Genomic DNA, 15,759 nt, shown 5'->3' with positions numbered 1-15,759 from the left:
TCCCCTCTTGCCCCGTGTCCTGCCCGGTCCCCAAACCGTCCGTCATCAGTCGATGATGAAGCCGAAATCACCCGGCGCTCCGTTGATCGGATCGACGCGGCGCGCGACGCCATAGAGACGGTTCATGCGGCCGAGCAGAGCGGTCTGCGCGTCCGAGGCCGGCGCGAAGCCGTCGTCGGGCCGCGACAATTCCTTCTGGGCGACCGCGCGCACCACATAGGGCGTCACGATCACCATCAACTCGGTCTCGTTGTTGACGAAGTCCTGGCTGCGGAACAGCGCACCGATGATCGGCACCTGGTCGACACCGGGCAGGCCGTTGATCGCCTGCTTGGTCTGCTGCTGGATCAGGCCGGCCATCGCCATCGAGCCGCCCGAGGGAATTTCGAGCGTGGTCTCGGCGCGGCGGGTCTGGATCGAGGGGATGGTGATCGAGCTGGTCTGGCCCGCGGACACCGCCTGCGTCACGGAGATGGCGTTCTGGTTCGACAGCTCCGAGACCTCGGTCATCACGCGCAGGCTGATACGTCCCTCGCTGAGCACGACCGGCGTGAAGTTGAGGGAGATGCCGAACTTCTTGTAGGTGATCTGGGTGGTACAGACGTGGGTGACCGGATCGCAGGAATAGCCCGCGGGGATCGGGAATTCGCCGCCCGCGATGAAAGTCGCGGACTCGCCGGAGATCGCCGTCAGGCTCGGCTCGGCCAGCGTCCGCATCACGCCGGCGCTTTCCATCGCCCGCATCGTGGCGTTGACGGTGGCCACGCCTTTTGCAAGTCCGGTAACACCGAGCCCGTTGCTGCTGACGAGCGGGCCGCCGGAGACCGAGAACGGGTTGGAGTTGTTGAAATTCACCACCGCGGTGCCGGCGTTCAGGCTGGCGCTGAGGTCGACACCGAGCTGCTTGACGATGTCGCGGCGCACTTCGCCGACGACGACCTTGAGCATCACCTGGTCGCGGCCGCGCACGACGATGTTGTTGACGACCTTCTCGGAGCCGCCGACCAGCTTGGCGGCGACGTCGCCGGCCTGCTGGGCCTCCACCGGGCTCGACACCGAGCCGGTCAGCATCACGCTGTCGCCCACGCCTTCGATCTGCACGCCCGGCAGCGATTGGCGCAGGGCCGTACGCATGCCGTTGAGGTCGCGCTTCACCGCGATGTCATAGGCGGCGACCTGCTGGCCGTCGGCGGTGAAGAACACGACGTTGGTCTGGCCGACCTGGCCGCCGATGATATAGGCACGCTGGGCCGAGCGGATCACCGCATTGGCGATCTTGGGATCGGCCACCAGCACGTCCTTGACCTCGCGCGGCAGGTCGATGACGACGGATTTGCCGACGCCGAGCGAAAGAGAACGCGTCCTCGCCGGCGCGATCGTCGCGACCGGCGACACACCGAGATCCGGAGCCTGCATCGGCGCCTGATCTCCGACCGGCGCGTCCGCAGCGCCGACGCAGTTCGGGGCCGCGAGCAGCCCCAGCATCAGCAGCGTCCCCACGAAGAACGAGCCTGCGCGCTTCCCCCGAATGCGCAGCCCCGTCCGATCATCCCCAAAGTTCATGATGTCCCCATCACTTCTGTGACGTTAGTTGCCGCGCCGGTACGCCGAAGCGGATGACGTTGACGCCATCGGTGACCTTGGCCGCCTTGTCCGCGATTGTGCCTTCCACCGCGTTGGCATCGACGATGCTGCGCAGCGCGAGCTGGAGCGTGCCGCCCTGGCGCGCGGCCGACAGCGTCGCGACCTGGTCGGGCTTGAGCTCGAGCGTTACGGTCTTGCCGACGACGGCGGTCTGGCCGTCCTTTTCCTTCGGCGCCTGGTCGATCGCGAGCACGCGGATATTGGTCAGGATCACCTCGGACAGAATGAGGTCGTTGCCGGCCAGCGCGCCATTGGCGTCGGGATTCTTCAGGCGGCGGGTCAGGACGATGTCGACGCGATCGTTCGGCAGGATGAAGCCGCCCGCGCCGGTCTCGGCTGAAATCTCGGTGGAAACGGCGCGCATGCCCGACGGCAGGATCGCAGCCATGAAGCCGGAGCCTTCGGCCCTGACCAGCTTCTGCTCGCGGATCGGCTCGCCCTGCATCAGGGGCACGCGTGCGATCGAGCCGGCGATCTGGGTCTGGGCTTCGGGCCTGCTGTCACGGCGGATGAAGGCGCTGCTCGCGGTTGCCGCAGGCCAGGCCTGCCATTGCAGATCGTCGGGCTTGAGCGCCTGGCCGAGCTGGATGTCGTTCTTGGCGATGAGGACTTCGACCGTCGGCAGCTTCTCGGCGACGGGCGCAGCGGGCGCGGGGGCATTCTGATAGCCGCTCGCCAGATACGCAGCGACGCCGCCGGCGGCCAGCGCGATGACGAGGACGACAATGCGTGCGGTGTTCATACGCTTCTACTCATACGCGGGGCACTCGAACCGCACCTGGCGGGTTCCCCCGTGTCGATGAGTAGGGAGTAAAAGTATAAGGGGTGTTGCGAGGCCGAACGCGATCGTCGGCGGCGCTGATGGTTCTCGGCAGATGGTGAACGCGGCGTTATTAGGTCGGCCAGCGGCCCCGTAGATTCACGTAAGCGCGCTCGTGCGTTTGCACGATGGGCGCGGCGTCATGGTGAACGGGGGGTTAGTGATGCGGACGTTTGCGGTCACGGCACGATCGCAGCGAGCTGCGCCGACACTGGTGATCCGTCATCCTGAGGTGCGAGGCTTGCGATGCATTGCATCGCAAGGTGAGCCTCGAAGGATGCGCGGCCGGGATGCAGCCGGGCCGTCGCCCTTCGAGGGCCGCTGAAGGAGCGGCCACCTCAGGGTGACGGTGATGGAGTCGCGTAGCCCGGATGGAGCGCAGCGCAATCCGGGCTACGTAGCTACTTCGCTCGCTTCTGTTCGATCACGTCCCAGATCTTCGCCGCGACGTCGGGGCCGCCGAGCCGCGCGATGGCGCGGATGCCGGTCGGGGAGGTCACGTTGATCTCGGTGAGATTGCCGTTGATGACGTCGATGCCGACGAACAACAGGCCGCGCTCGCGCAGCGCCGGGCCGACGGTGGCGCAGATCTCGCGCTCGCGCGGGGTGAGCTCGGTCTCCTGCGCCGCGCCGCCACGGACCATGTTGGAGCGGAGATCGTCGGCGGCCGGCACGCGGTTCACCGCGCCGGCGAACTCGCCGTTGACCAGGATGATGCGCTTGTCACCGTGCCTCACCTCGGGGATGAACTGCTGGATCACCCAGGCTTCCTTGAACGTCACCGAGAACATGTCGAACAGCGAGCCGAAATTCATGTCTTGCGGCATCACGCGGAACACTGCCGCGCCGCCATGGCCGTGCAGTGGCTTCATGACGACGGCGCCATGCTTGTCGCGGAACGCGTTGATCTCGTCGAGATCGCGTGAGATCAGCGTCGGTGGCATCAGCTGCGGAAAATTCATCACGAACAGCTTTTCCGGCGCGTTGCGCACCGAGGCCGGATCGTTGACCACCAGCGTCTTCGGATGGATGCGCTCCAAGAAGTGCGTCGAGGTGATGTAGGCGAGATCGAACGGCGGGTCCTGGCGCAGCAGCACCACGTCGAAGCCGTTCAGCGCCTCGCGCTTCGGCTCGCCGAGCGTGAAATGATTGCCCGGTTCGTCGCGCACGGTCAGCAGCTGAACCGGGGCGACGATCTCCTCGCCGACCATCGAGAGCTTGTCGGGCGTGTAGTAGGACAGTCCATGGCCGCGCTTCTGCGCCTCCAGCAGCAGCGCGAAGGTGGAATCGCCCTTGATGTTGATCCGGGCGATGGGGTCCATCTGGACGGCGACGTTGAGTTTCATGGTCTGCCTTTCAGGTCGAGGCGTCGAATGCCGCCAACACATGGCGCGGAAGTGAGCGCGGCGCAATCAGCATGGCGTCGAATCGCAATTCGAATTCGGCATGCTCGGGATGCGCTACGAGCCAGCCTTGCGCGGCGTCGATGATGCGCTGCTGCTGGCGCGGGGTCACCGCATAGGCGGCGTCATCGAGGCTGGCGCGGGCCTTGACCTCGACGAAGGCGATCAGGTTGCGCCGGCGCGCCACGAGGTCGATCTCGCCATGCGGCGTGCGGAAGCGTTTTGCCAGGATGCGATAACCCTTGGCCATCAGATAGGCCGCGGCGCGGCTTTCGGCCGAGATGCCGGTGCGGAACGCGGCGACGCGCTCGGGCGAGGCGATCTTGGGTTCCTTCGGAACCTCAGCCTTCGCCATCGCCGCCCCGCAGGTCCTTTGCGAGCTCGAGCGCGCGGGCATAGACCTCGCGGCGCGGCCGGCCCGAGAGCGCGACGGCATGCGCGACGGCATCCTTGACACTGTGCGCGGCGAGTTGCTCGCGCAGGAGGTCGTCGAGCGCATCCGATGCGAGCACATTGGCGTCGGCCGCTGGCGGAGCGATCACCAGAACGAATTCACCGCGCGTCTCCGGCGCGTCGGCTTGTCGCGCGAGCTCGGCGAGCGGTGCGCGCCTGACCTCCTCGTGCAATTTCGTGAGCTCGCGGCAGACCGCGGCCTCTCGCTCCCCCATGATCTCGGCCAGATCGGTCAAGGTGGCCTGCATCCGGTTGCCGGATTCGAACATCACCAATGTCGCGTCGATCCGCGCAAGCTCGGCCAGCCGCGCGCGGCGCGCCGCAGATTTCGCCGGCAGGAAACCTGCGAAAAAGAAGCGGTCGGTCGGCAGTGCCGCCACCGACAAGGCCGCCAGGACCGAGGATGGGCCGGGCAGCGCATGTACTGCATGGCCGGCGGCGCAGACCTCGCGCACCAGCTTGAAGCCGGGATCGGAGATCAGCGGCGTGCCGGCGTCCGAGACCAGCGCGACCGAGCCGCCTGCCGCAAGTGCCTCCAGGATCTTTGGCCGGGCGGCCTCGGCGTTGTGCTCGTGATATTGCTTGAGCTGGCTCGCAATGGCGTAGCGCTCGGTCAGGCGCCGCGTGATGCGGGTGTCTTCGCAGAAGATGACATCGACGCCGGCGAGCGTTTGAAGCGCGCGGAGCGTGATATCACCGAGATTGCCGATCGGGGTCGCGACCAGATGGAGGCCCGGTGCCGCCTTGGGCGCCGGAAGCCGATGGGCATCGATGGAGAAACCGCGCGAGGCGGTGTCTTGGGCTTCAGGCGTATTTATCGGAGCCGGCTTTGCGCGCATAATGAAGTCAACTTAGGCACGATCCCGAGGGCTGGGAACCGGCTCTTCGAAAAAGATCGTGCCGAGGCAAGGGGCGAGGAAAGACTGGAATGTGATCCGACAAGCGTCACATTCCCGAGGGAATGAAGCACCAGCGTCATATTCACGGCGGAAAGGCCGCCTTGATGCTGGGTACGGACGGCGGACAGCTAGCCAGGACTTTAAGGTGCGGCCGCGTTAAGCGGTTATTATCCTTTTGTTTTAGTTAACTATTTGCCGACAATATGCCTGAATCCGCGGCTTGTGTCGCGGGACGAGTGTTGTGACCGGCTGGCGATCGCTGGTCAGAAGAGAAGCTGCCATGCTGGGCCCGCGCGATTTGAAGTCTCCCGTTCAGGGGCCCCGGATGCCGGGGGCGACCCGGCGGAGTGCACTCGGCCTGCTGCTTGGCACACCCCTGCTGTCGGCCTGCGCCGGGGTGCAGCAGAGTCTCAGCCAGTTCTCCAACCCGTTCTCGAGCTCACCGCCTCCGGCCCAGCCGGCGGGTCCCCCGCAACAGGGGACGACTGCGGGCACCGGCGGGGTCAAGGTCGCCGTCATCCTGCCGCTCTCGGCTGCGGGCAATGCCGGCCTTGCCGCGCAATCCATGCGCAATGCCGCCGAGATGGCGCTGGCCGAGTTCCAGAATCCGAACATCCAGCTCCTGATCAAGGACGACAATGGCAGCCCGCAAGGCGCACAGGCCGGTGCGCAGCAGGCCGTCGACGAGGGCGCCGAGATCATTCTGGGACCGTTGTTCGCGCAGTCGGTGCCGGCGGTGGCCCAGGTCGCACGCACGCGCGGCATTTCCGTCATCGCGTTCTCGACCGATTCCAGCATCGCCGGCCGCGGCGTCTATCTGCTGTCCTTCCTGCCGGAGTCCGACGTCAATCGCATCGTCGAATATTCCGCCAGCATCGGAAAGCGCTCGGTTGCCGTGCTGGTGCCCGACAATGCCTATGGCAATGTCGTCGAAGCCGCGGTGAAGGCGGCGGTGCCGCGCCGTGGCGGGCGCATCGTCGCCTTCGAGAAATACGGCGCCGATCGCGCCACGCCGGCGCGCACCGTGGCACAGCAGCTGGGCGGTGCCGATGCGCTGTTCATTGCCGACGACGGCGATGCCGTTGTCACCGTTGCGGATGCGATGACGGCCGCGGGCGCGAATTTGCGCAACATCCAGCTGCTCGGCACCGGCCTGTGGGATAATCCCCGCGTCTATGCCAGCCCGGCGCTTCAGGGCGGGCTTTACGCCGCGCCGGATCCCGCCGGCTTCCGCGCTTTCTCCGGCCGCTATCGCACCAAATACGGCGCCGAGCCGATCCGCACCGCGACGCTGGCCTATGACGCGGTCGCGCTCGTCGCTGCGCTTGCACGCACGCAAGGCACCACGCGCTTCTCGCCCGACGTGCTCACTAACCCTTCCGGCTTCGCCGGCATCGACGGCCTGTTCCGCTTCCGCGCCGACGGCACCAATGAGCGCGGGCTTGCGGTGATGAAGGTGACGCAGGGTGGCGGCGTTGCGGTCGCCGGCTCGCCGAAGAGTTTTGGGGCGTAGCTCAGGACTACGGCTGTAGGTTGCGTTAGGCCGCGAGATCCGCGACCACCGCATCCAGCACGGGAAAACCGCTGCTCGTTACGCGCAGTCGTCCCGTCGCATCGACGGTGATCGCACCTTCCTCGCGCAACAGTGCGATGCGCTTGGGATCGAGCGGGCGGCCCGAGAGTGCCTTGTAGCGCTCGGGGTCGATGCCTTCGGCGAGACGCAGTCCCATCAGCAAGAATTCGTCGGCGCGTTCTTCGCTGTTGAGGAGATCGTCGGTGACCACGCCGTGGCCGTTGGTCTCGACCCGCATCAGCCAGGCCTCGGGACGCTTCTCGGTGGCGGTGGCGTGTCTGATGCCGTCGATGTCGAGCCGCCCGTGCGCGCCGGGGCCGATGCCGGCATATTCCTCGCCGCGCCAGTAGACCAGATTGTGCCGGCATTCGGCGCCGCGCCGCGCGTGATTGGAGATCTCGTAGGCGGGCAGGCCGAGCTTGTCGCAGGTCTCCTGCGTGACGTCGTAGAGCGCGCGCGCGAGCGCTTCATCCGGCGTCTTCAACTTGCCGGCCTGGTGCAGGCCGAAGAACGGCGTGCCTTCCTCGATCGTCAATTGATAGAGCGACAGGTGCTCGGCGGCCTCGCTCACCGCGAGCCGAAGTTCATCGGCCCACATCGCCGGCGTCTGGTCGGGCCGGGCGTAGATCAGGTCGAACGAATAGCGGTCGAACGAGCGGCGTGCGATGGCGACGGCATCGAGCGCTTCGCGCGCGCTGTGCATGCGGCCCAGGGCTTTGAGCGAGGCATCATCGAGCGCCTGCACGCCGAGCGAGACGCGGTTGACGCCGGCTGCGCGATAGCCGGCAAAGCGCGTGGCCTCGACGCTGGTCGGGTTCGCTTCCAGCGTGACTTCGGCGTCCTTCGCAACGGTCCAGTGCTTGCCGATGGCGTCAAGCACCGCGCCGACGGTTGCGGGTTGCATCAGCGACGGTGTGCCGCCGCCGAGGAAGATCGAGGTGACCTCGCGGCCGGGCGCGCGTTCGGCGGTCGTCGCGATCTCGCGCGCGAAGGCGGACGCAAACCGCGCCTCGTCGATCGCGGCGTGGCGGACATGGCTGTTGAAGTCGCAATAAGGACACTTCGACAGGCAGAACGGCCAGTGCACGTAAACGCCGAAAGCTTGGTTAGCGCGGCTCAAGGCAGATCTCCGCCAGTTTCACGAAGGCGCGGGCCCGGTGCGACAGGCCGAGGCCGAGCGGTGGCAGGCCGTGCTTCTCGATGCTTTCCATCTCGCCGAAGGTGCGATCGTGACCGTTGGGCAGGAACATCGGATCGTAACCAAAGCCGGCGGTGCCGCGTGGCGGCCACACCAGCGTGCCGTCGACGCGGGCCTCGACCTCTTCGAGATGATCGTCGGGCCAGGCGACGCAGAGCGCGGAGACGAAATGCGCGGTGCGCTTTGCGGGCGTGGTGGCACCACGCTCCTGCAGCAGGCGCTCGATCTGCGCCATCGCCGCGTTGAAATCCTTGGACGGACCGGCCCAGCGCGCGCTGTAGATTCCGGGCGCGCCGTCGAGCGCATCGACCACGATGCCGGAATCGTCGGCGAAGGACGGAAGCCCGGTCGCCTGCGCCGCCGCGATTGCCTTGATCGCGGCGTTGCTGCGGAAATCGTCGCCGGTCTCGTCCGGTTCGGCGAGGCCGAGCTCGCCGGCCGACACCGCCTCGACGCCGTGAGGCGCCAAAAGCTCCCGCATCTCGGCCAGCTTGCCGGGATTATGGGTTGCGATGACGAGCTTTCCGGTGATTCGGCGGTGCATGGCTTATTGACTACGCCACGGCCAGCTTCTGCAAGTCCACCAGCCGCGCAATGCCCTTCTGCGCCAGCGCCATCAGCGCCAGGAACTCGTCCTGGGTGAACGGCTCGCGCTCCGCGGTGCCCTGCACCTCGACGATGCGGCCGTCGCCGGTCATGACGAAATTGGCGTCGGTCTGCGCTTCCGAATCCTCGGCATAGTCGAGATCGAGCACCGGCGTGCCGTTGTAGATGCCGCAGGAGATCGCGGCGACGTTGTCGCGCATCACGTTGGCCTTGATCATGTTGCGCGCCTTCATCCAGTTGATGCAGTCGGCGAGCGCGACCCAGGCGCCGGTGATCGAGGCCGTGCGGGTGCCGCCGTCGGCCTGGAGCACGTCGCAATCGACCGTGATCTGGCGCTCGCCGAGCGCTTCGAGGTCGACGATGGTGCGAAGCGCGCGGCCGATCAGGCGCTGGATCTCGACGGTGCGGCCGCTCTGCTTGCCGGCGGCGGCCTCGCGGCGGGTGCGTTCGGAGGTCGCGCGCGGCAGCATGCCGTATTCGGCGGTGACCCAGCCGCGGCCCTGGCCCTTCAGCCATGGCGGCAGGCGGTCTTCCAGCGTGGCGGCGACCAGCACATGGGTGTCGCCGAATTTCACCAGGCACGAGCCTTCCGCATATTTGACCACGCCGCGCTCCAGGGTGACGGGGCGCAGTTCGTCGGGCGCACGGCGGCTTGGCCGCATGGGAAATCCTCCAAAACTCACGGGAAAGGCTGTTGGCGGTGCTTGTAGGTGGGGTGGGGGTGCGCGGCAAGGTCTTTTCACCCCTGTTTTCGGGTCCGCGAACGCGGCGCTTGTCAGAACCCTCGGGGATAGACAAATTACAAGTATCTGAGAGGAGTTACCGTCTGTGGCCCATCACGATCCGATCCATCTGATCGCGCCGCGCGCAGGCCTTGCCCAGCTCAACGAGCGTTCCCGCGACATCTTTCGTCAAATTGTCGAAAGTTATCTCGCGACCGGTGAGCCGGTGGGCTCCCGCAACATTTCCCGCCTGATCGCCATGCCGCTATCGCCGGCCTCGGTCCGCAACGTCATGGCCGATCTGGAACAGCTCGGCCTGATCTATGCGCCGCACACCTCCGCCGGCCGGTTGCCGACGGAACTCGGCCTGCGCTTCTTCGTCGATGCCTTGATGCAGGTCGGCGACCTCAACGAGGCCGAACGGCAGTCGATCCAGAGCCAGCTCACGTCCGTCGGTCAGGCGCACTCGGTCGAGGCCGCGCTGGACCAGGCGCTGACGCGGCTGTCCGGACTGACGCGGGCGGCGGCGGTGGTGTTGACGCCCAAATCCAATGCGCGGCTGAAGCACATCGAATTCGTCCGCCTGGAACCTGAAAAGGCCCTGGTGATCCTGGTCGGCGAGGACGGCCAGGTCGAGAACCGCGTGCTGACGCTGCCCCCTGGGGTTCCCTCGTCGGCGATCACCGAAGCCGGCAATTTCCTCAATGCGCGGATTCGCGGCCGGACGCTGGCCGAGGCGCGGCTCGAGCTCGAGACAGCGCTTGGCGAGGCCCGCGCCGAGCTCGATCAGCTGACGCAGAAGGTGATTTCGGCCGGCATCGCCAGCTGGTCCGGCGGCGAGAACGAGGACCGCCAGCTCATCGTCCGCGGCCACGCCAATCTGCTGGAAGATCTGCACGCGTTGGAGGATCTGGAGCGGGTGCGCCTGTTGTTCGACGACCTCGAGACCAAGCGGGGCGTGATCGACCTGCTCGGCCGTGCCGAGACCGCCGAGGGCGTGCGCATCTTTATCGGTTCGGAGAACAAACTGTTTTCCCTGTCGGGCTCCTCCACCATCATCTCGCCCTATCGGGATGCCGCCGGCCACATCGTCGGCGTTCTCGGCGTGATCGGCCCGACGCGGCTGAATTATGCCCGCGTGATCCCGACCGTGGATTATGCCGCCCGCATCGTCAGTCGCCTGCTGGGGGGCTGACCGGCGTCTGATCCGATCACGGGCGCTTGATTTTCGCTGCTCAAAGCACGATATGCGGGCCAACAATCCCTGGAAACGAGTTCGAGATTACAGCCGATGACCGATCGAGACCGGCAACCCGAAGACGCGGCCGCGCCGACTGGCGAGCCCGTGGTGTCGAAGCCCTACATCATGCCCGACGATCCCGAGCCCGGCTCGGTCGAAACCCTGCAGAAGGAAGTCGCCGAGGCGCGCGACCGTGTGCTGCGGACGCTGGCCGAGATGGAGAATCTGCGCAAGCGCACCACGAAGGAAGTCGCCGACGCCCGCCTCTACGGCATCACCGGCTTTGCCCGTGACGTGCTCGACATCGCCGACAATCTCCAGCGTGCGCTCGATGCCGTTCCGGCCGAGGCGCGTGCCGCCGCCGATCCCGGACTGACCTCGCTGATCGAGGGCGTCGAGCTTACCGAGCGCGCGCTGCTCAGCGCGCTGGAGAAGCACGGCGTGAAGAAGCTCGATCCGCAGGGCCAGAAGTTCGACCCGAACTTTCACCAGGCAATGTACGAAGTGCCCGATGCGTCGGTGCCGTCGGGCACGGTCGTGCAGATCATGCAGGCCGGCTACACCATCGGCGATCGCGTGCTGCGCCCGGCTCTCGTCGGTGTCGCCAAGGGCGGCGCGAAGGCCGCGCCCGCAGCGAACAACAACGAGTCGAGCGGCGCGCCGAATTGAGTTTTGCGGCGCGCCGAATTGAGTTTTGGCGTCATTCCGGGGGCAGCTCCTCCAGCCGCCCCGGAATGGCAGCTCGGAAATCCTACGCGTTCACCGCGATATCACCCGATTGAATCCGCTTCACGCCGGCCTTGGCCATGTCGGCCCAGGCCTTTGCCAGCGAGCCCTGGGTATCGATGCCGCGGCAGGCGTCTTCCACCACATAGACCTCGAAGCCCGCCTTGCGCGCGTCCAGCGCGGTCCAGGCGACGCAGAAGTCTGTCGCGAGCCCGGCGACGAAGACACGCTTGATCTTGCGGCCCTTCAAATATCCCGCAAGGCCCGTCGAGGTCTTGCCGTCGGCTTCGAGGAAGGCCGAATAGCTGTCGACGTCCCTGTGAAAGCCCTTGCGGATGATGAGTTCGGCGTGGGGGATGGACAGGTCCTTCGACAGTGAGGCGCCGTCGGTGCCCTGCACGCAATGGTCCGGCCACAGCACCTGCTTGCCGTAGGGAAGGTCCACGGTCTCGAACGGCTTCTTGCCGGAATGTACCGACGCAAACGAGACGTGGCCCGGCGTGTGCCAGTCCTGCGTCATCACCACGTTTGCAAACGCCTTCGAGATCTTGTTGATGACCGGCACCACCTGCTCGCCTTCCTTTACGGCGAGGCTGCCGCCCGGCAGGAAGCAGTTTTGCACGTCGATCACGAGCAGCGCGGAGCTTTCGTCCGGCTTGATCGATGTCGCTGCAAAGAGTGCGGTCGGCGCGAGGGTCGCCAGCGCCGTCGTGCCCAGCGCCGCGAGGATTTGTCGTCGATTGAGCATCGTTCGCCTCCCCTTAGGATGATCCAACGGAAGCGAAGCCTAGTTCCGTTCGTATACGAACAGAAGCCTGAAAATGCGGCCGGCTTTGGTGATGGGTTGGGCTGACAAGCCAACAGCATCGTCATCCCGGGGCGCGCAAAGCGCGAGCCCGGGATCCATGACCACAGGGAGGAGTTTGGCGAATACCTTTTGTAACCGCGAGATCACGCGGTATGGATCCCCGCCCCCCGTGCGCAATTGCGCAACTAGGCGGGGACGACACCGAGTGTGTAGGGCCGCCTCAACCTAGCCCTTCGGCTGAATCCCGTCGCGCACGGCGCGGAAGCGGGTGAAGGCGGCCTGCCACTGCTCGCGCGGGGCGCTGGCGATGATGCGGAGCGAGGCGCCGCCGCTCGAGAAGCGGATCCACTGCACCACGGTGACCGGGGTCTTGTCCTTGCCGCTGATGCCGTCGATCCGGGTCTCGAAGCCCTGCTGGCCGTTGATGCGGATCGGCTCGGACATGGTGACGCGGGATTCGCGCACGCCCGGGATCTGCAGCGCCGCCTCCTGGGCGAAGCGGGCGCGGTCGTCGGCGGCCTGCGGCGTGGCGCCGATCAGGCCGAGGATCATGAACGGCTTCGATTCATAACCGGTGCTCTCGTCGCCGTCGGCGAGGATGATGCTGGAGCCCGGCGCCAGCGTGCGGATGTCCTTGAAGTCGGCGAGATCGGTGATCTTGAACGGCATCAGCGCGATCTGCTCCTCGGCCGAGACCTGCTTGCGGGTCGCGGCGCTGGCAAACATCTGCCGCACCGCCTCGTCCGTGTAGATCTTGGTCGCGTTCTCCGGGATCTGCACCGCGACATAGCCGGAGAAGCCGGCGCCCGGCACGATCATCGAATAGCGCTTCACCGGGGTCTCCCCGGCCTTGCCGCTCTCGGTGGTGAAATAGGCGAGGCCCGCGGGCGTCTCGATCTTGTCCTGCTTGACGCCATTGGCGCCGGTCGGATTGGAGTTGAAGGCGCTCACGACCTCGCCATAGGCCGCCGGCGGCAGCTCGGTGATCAGCACCTTGACGCTGCCGTCCTCGCTTTCGAAGCCCGGAAAGGTCTTGGCCGTGTTGAGGCCGACCAACGGCACCATGCCGAGGCGCAAGCCGGGCGGAAACACGGCGTCGGCGGCGAGGGCCGGAAACGCGGAGCTAACGAGAAGGGCGAGCGCGGCGAGGGGACGGATCAGCTTCATGGGCACCCTGATTGGTTCACATTGAGGCCGTTCGATGGTGGTCCACCGGGCCGCTTTGTCGCGCGCAGCAGCTCTGGTGGCTGCCCCGGCCGGTCCGCCTTTTACCGGGTTTGGGCTTGCGGCAATAGGGCGGGCCGGCTTGCGGTAGCGGGGGCTTGCTGATGCCCGGACCTGTTAATAATTCCTCACCCGCAAGGGCGGTGAAGCCCGGATATGGTCTTTCAAAACCCGATGTTTTCGCGGCAGAAACCTAGCTGCGGTCCTTGCGGGCCCCTCCCCCCCTCCTATATGAGCGTCAACCATCGCAATATCGCGAATGTTTGATCTTAGGGGGTTTCGGTTCGGGTGCCTTCTGGGCCCAGCCAACCTGCCGCAAAAAGAAGGATATCAGGACCATGGGAAAGGTCATTGGGATCGACCTCGGCACCACGAATTCGTGCGTCGCCGTGATGGATGGCAAGAACGCCAAAGTCATCGAGAATTCCGAAGGCATGCGGACGACGCCTTCGATCGTCGCCGTCACGGACGACGGTGAGCGCCTCGTCGGCCAGCCGGCCAAGCGCCAGGCCGTCACCAATCCCGAGCGCACCTTCTTCGCAGTGAAGCGCCTGATCGGCCGCCGCTACGACGACCCGATGGTCGAGAAGGACAAGAAGCTCGTCCCCTACAAGATCGTCAAGGCTTCCAACGGCGACGCCTGGGTCGAGGCCGACGGCCAGACCTACTCGCCCTCGCAGGTCTCGGCCTTCATCCTTCAGAAGATGAAGGAGACCGCGGAAGCCCATCTCGGCCAGAAGGTCGACCAGGCCGTCATCACCGTTCCCGCCTACTTCAACGACGCCCAGCGCCAGGCGACCAAGGACGCCGGCAAGATCGCGGGCCTCGAAGTGCTGCGCATCATCAACGAGCCGACCGCGGCTGCGCTGGCCTATGGCCTCGACAAGACCAAGGCCGGCACGATCGCCGTGTACGACCTCGGCGGCGGCACCTTCGATATCTCCATTCTCGAAATCGGCGATGGCGTGTTCGAGGTGAAGTCGACCAACGGCGACACCTTCCTCGGCGGCGAAGATTTCGACATGCGCCTCGTCGGCTACCTCGCCGATGAATTCCAGAAGGAGCAGGGCATCAACCTGCGTAACGACAAGCTCGCGTTGCAGCGCCTGAAGGAAGCCGCTGAAAAGGCCAAGATCGAGCTGTCGTCGACGACGCAGACCGAGATCAACCTGCCCTTCATCACCGCGGACCAGACCGGCCCGAAGCATCTGACGATGAAGCTCACCCGCGCCAAGTTCGAGGCGTTGGTCGACGACCTCGTGCAGAAGACCGTCGAGCCCTGCCGCAAGGCGCTGAAGGATGCCGGCGTCACCGCCGGTGAGATCGGCGAAGTCGTCCTGGTCGGCGGCATGTCGCGCATGCCGAAGGTCCAGGAAGTCGTGAAGCAGCTGTTCGGCAAGGAGCCGCACAAGGGCGTCAACCCGGACGAGGTCGTGGCGATCGGTGCCGCGATCCAGGCCGGCGTGCTCCAGGGCGACGTCAAGGACGTGCTGCTGCTCGACGTGACCCCGCTGTCGCTGGGCATCGAGACGCTGGGCGGCGTGTTCACCCGCATCATCGACCGCAACACCACGATCCCGACCAAGAAGAGCCAGGTGTTCTCGACCGCCGAGGACAACCAGAACGCGGTCACCATCCGCGTCTTCCAGGGCGAGCGTGAAATGGCGGCCGACAACAAGATGCTCGGTCAGTTTGACCTGATGGGCATTCCGCCGGCTCCGCGCGGCATGCCGCAGATCGAGGTGACCTTCGACATCGACGCCAACGGCATCGTCAACGTGTCGGCCAAGGACAAGGCCACGGGCAAGGAGCAGCAGATCCGCATCCAGGCCTCCGGCGGTCTGTCGGAAGCCGACATCGAGAAGATGGTCAAGGACGCCGAGGCCAATGCCGAGGCGGACAAGAAGCGCCGCGAGGCCGTCACTGCCAAGAACGAGGCGGATGGTCTGGTGCATTCGACCGAGAAGGCTTTGGCCGAGCACGGTTCGAAGGTTGCCGAAACCGAGCGCCGCGCCATCGAGGATGCCGTCAGCGACCTCAAGGAGGCGCTGAAGGGCGACGATGCCGAGGCGATCAAGGCCAAGACCCAGACGCTGGCCCAGGCTTCGATGAAGCTCGGCGAGGCCATGTACAAGCAGCAGGCCGAGGCCGACGCCAAGAAGGATGCGGCCAAGGACGACGTCGTCGACGCGGAGTTCACCGAGGTCGACGACGACAAGAACAACAAGAAGTCCGCCTGAGCCCCGAGAGGGTGACATGCGGACGGCTTGGACCCCACACGCGCTACCGGCCTCCTCCCCTTCGGGGGAGGCCGACGTGTCGGGACGAACGGGACGAGTGCCCGTTACGATCGATCAATTTCCAGCCGTTATGCTGAACGCCGCCATGCCGTCTTCCGCCGCGAGGCGGAAGGCTGCCCGTATCGTCGCGGGGCGACGTCGTT

Annotated in this window: 14 protein-coding genes; 4 read left to right on the top strand and 10 right to left on the bottom strand. The window is 66.0% G+C overall.

Annotated elements, in window-relative coordinates; all coding sequences use genetic code 11:
* Window positions 1-45: 45 nt before the first annotated feature.
* The 5 genes from TSA1_RS04185 to rsmI form a co-directional block, all read right to left on the bottom strand.
* On the bottom strand, window positions 46-1,563 hold the full coding sequence (locus TSA1_RS04185; protein ID WP_100175242.1) for a type II and III secretion system protein family protein: 1,518 nt from the start codon (window positions 1,561-1,563) through the stop codon (window positions 46-48).
* 10 nt (window positions 1,564-1,573) lie between these two features.
* A complete protein-coding gene (cpaB, locus tag TSA1_RS04180; RefSeq protein ID WP_100175241.1) occupies window positions 1,574-2,386 on the bottom strand; it encodes a Flp pilus assembly protein CpaB in 813 nt (270 codons plus the stop codon).
* Between the two features lie 479 nt (window positions 2,387-2,865).
* Entirely contained in the window at window positions 2,866-3,810 is a 945-nt protein-coding gene (gshB, locus tag TSA1_RS04170) for a glutathione synthase (RefSeq protein WP_100175240.1), read from the bottom strand.
* 10 nt (window positions 3,811-3,820) lie between these two features.
* On the bottom strand, window positions 3,821-4,222 hold the full coding sequence (locus tag TSA1_RS04165) for a YraN family protein (protein ID WP_100175239.1): 402 nt from the start codon (window positions 4,220-4,222) through the stop codon (window positions 3,821-3,823).
* Window positions 4,209-5,159 carry a 16S rRNA (cytidine(1402)-2'-O)-methyltransferase gene (gene rsmI / locus TSA1_RS04160; protein WP_100175238.1) on the bottom strand — a complete coding sequence of 317 codons (951 nt, stop codon included), beginning with the start codon at window positions 5,157-5,159 and terminating at the stop codon, window positions 4,209-4,211. Before rsmI ends, TSA1_RS04165 begins: the two co-directional genes overlap by 14 nt.
* Before the next feature lie 340 nt (window positions 5,160-5,499).
* On the opposite strand from rsmI, the gene TSA1_RS04155 reads away from it, so the two are divergent.
* The gene (locus TSA1_RS04155) at window positions 5,500-6,732 is read left to right on the top strand and encodes a penicillin-binding protein activator (RefSeq protein WP_174718746.1); all 1,233 of its coding nucleotides are present in this window, start codon (window positions 5,500-5,502) and stop codon (window positions 6,730-6,732) included.
* 25 nt (window positions 6,733-6,757) lie between these two features.
* Here the strand turns inward: TSA1_RS04155 and hemW are convergent, their stop codons facing one another.
* From hemW to rph, 3 genes are read right to left on the bottom strand one after another with little or no spacing between them, the layout of a single operon-like run.
* A complete protein-coding gene (gene hemW / locus TSA1_RS04150) occupies window positions 6,758-7,912 on the bottom strand; it encodes a radical SAM family heme chaperone HemW (protein WP_100175236.1) in 1,155 nt (384 codons plus the stop codon).
* Window positions 7,899-8,534, bottom strand: coding sequence for an RdgB/HAM1 family non-canonical purine NTP pyrophosphatase (rdgB, locus tag TSA1_RS04145; protein WP_100175235.1), 636 nt, complete (start codon window positions 8,532-8,534; stop codon window positions 7,899-7,901). The genes hemW and rdgB overlap by 14 nt, the downstream gene beginning before the upstream one ends.
* Before the next feature lie 10 nt (window positions 8,535-8,544).
* Complete coding sequence (gene rph, locus TSA1_RS04140) at window positions 8,545-9,258, bottom strand: ribonuclease PH (protein WP_100175234.1); 714 nt, start codon at window positions 9,256-9,258, stop codon at window positions 8,545-8,547.
* Between the two features lie 166 nt (window positions 9,259-9,424).
* Between rph and hrcA the strand changes: the two genes are divergently transcribed.
* Both hrcA and grpE read left to right on the top strand, forming a co-directional pair.
* On the top strand, window positions 9,425-10,513 hold the full coding sequence (gene hrcA, locus TSA1_RS04135; protein WP_100175233.1) for a heat-inducible transcriptional repressor HrcA: 1,089 nt from the start codon (window positions 9,425-9,427) through the stop codon (window positions 10,511-10,513).
* 96 nt (window positions 10,514-10,609) lie between these two features.
* Window positions 10,610-11,227, top strand: a complete 618-nt coding sequence (gene grpE / locus TSA1_RS04130; protein WP_100175232.1) for a nucleotide exchange factor GrpE — start codon at window positions 10,610-10,612, stop codon at window positions 11,225-11,227.
* Window positions 11,228-11,309: 82 nt separating this feature from the next.
* Here grpE and pncA read toward each other — a convergent pair whose 3' ends face one another.
* Window positions 11,310-12,032 (bottom strand): bifunctional nicotinamidase/pyrazinamidase, encoded by a 723-nt coding sequence (pncA, locus tag TSA1_RS04125; RefSeq protein WP_100175231.1) that lies wholly within the window; start codon window positions 12,030-12,032, stop codon window positions 11,310-11,312.
* Window positions 12,033-12,317: 285 nt separating this feature from the next.
* A complete protein-coding gene (locus TSA1_RS04120) occupies window positions 12,318-13,259 on the bottom strand; it encodes a hypothetical protein (RefSeq protein ID WP_174718745.1) in 942 nt (313 codons plus the stop codon).
* 395 nt (window positions 13,260-13,654) lie between these two features.
* Here TSA1_RS04120 and dnaK point away from each other — a divergent pair, with 395 nt between their 5' ends.
* Window positions 13,655-15,556 carry a molecular chaperone DnaK gene (gene dnaK, locus TSA1_RS04115; protein ID WP_100175229.1) on the top strand — a complete coding sequence of 634 codons (1,902 nt, stop codon included), beginning with the start codon at window positions 13,655-13,657 and terminating at the stop codon, window positions 15,554-15,556.
* Window positions 15,557-15,759 lie beyond the last annotated feature (203 nt).

Source organism: Bradyrhizobium nitroreducens (assembly GCF_002776695.1).
Taxonomy (GTDB): domain Bacteria; phylum Pseudomonadota; class Alphaproteobacteria; order Rhizobiales; family Xanthobacteraceae; genus Bradyrhizobium; species Bradyrhizobium nitroreducens.
This window is presented reverse-complemented; position numbering and strand designations above follow the sequence as displayed.